Genomic DNA, 755 nt, shown 5'->3' with positions numbered 1-755 from the left:
GATGGCGACCTATCCAATCGACGGTGCTTGCCAGTGCGGTGCGGTGACCTACCAGTTATTGGCTGAACCCCAGAAAGTACTGGCCTGCCACTGCAAGGCGTGCCAGAAGCTGTCCACCAGTGCATTCAGCCTTACCGCTGTTGTACGCGCCCAAGACATTGTGTTTCATGGTGAAATGCGCGAATGGCTGCGTACTGCGGACAGTGGCAATACCAGTGCGGCAATGTTCTGTCCCACCTGCGGCAATCGCATTTACCACGTTAACCCGGATGAGCCAGACAGTATCAAACTCAAACCAGCCAATCTGGCGGATACCAGCATTCTTGAGCCCCAGGCGCATATCTGGATCAGCGAAAAGCAGGATTGGTTCAAGATTCCGGAAGGGGTGAAAACCTTCGACAGGCAGCCGTAAGCGTGCTGGGTTGAAAATTTTTAGCCGTGAAGTGGCGGCGTTCTTGTTTAAAAAAGGTGCAGGATGATCAACGTTTGGATGGTCAGGGCTGTCGCCACTCTGGACGTTTTTCTCGGCGTGATGTTTTGGGTTGCCGATATTGGGCTGTCCGTGTCGAGCAATAACATCACTACTGTTTCTGGCCCGTCTCCTGAACTCAAGATACCTGCTGCATTGTGCATTGCCCTCGGGGTAATTGTCTTTGTTCTGGATCGGTATCAGTGGACGCGGCCGGCGGCGATCATGGCCGCTATTTTTCAGCCTGCCGGGGTTGTCGCCGCGCTGGGATATATCTGCCTGGCGT

General features: G+C 54.2%; 2 protein-coding genes. Both read left to right on the top strand.

The features are described from left to right. Window position 1: 1 nt before the first annotated feature. Window positions 2-412 carry a GFA family protein gene (locus A3754_RS00570; RefSeq protein WP_063518561.1) on the top strand — a complete coding sequence of 137 codons (411 nt, stop codon included), beginning with the start codon at window positions 2-4 and terminating at the stop codon, window positions 410-412. Window positions 413-475: 63 nt separating this feature from the next. After that, a partial coding sequence (locus A3754_RS00565) for a hypothetical protein (RefSeq protein WP_156496639.1) occupies window positions 476-755 on the top strand: 280 nt, incomplete at its 3' end.

This window comes from Alcanivorax sp. HI0083 (assembly GCF_001635175.1).
The sequence above is the reverse complement of the archived record's forward strand: the minus strand, read 5'-3'. Positions and strand labels throughout refer to the sequence as shown.

Bases quoted from the DNA above. Each gene is read 5' to 3' on its own strand.
- A3754_RS00570 (WP_063518561.1), top strand. From the start codon at position 2: ATGGCGACCTATCCAATCGACGGTGCTTGCCAGTGCGGTGCGGTGACC.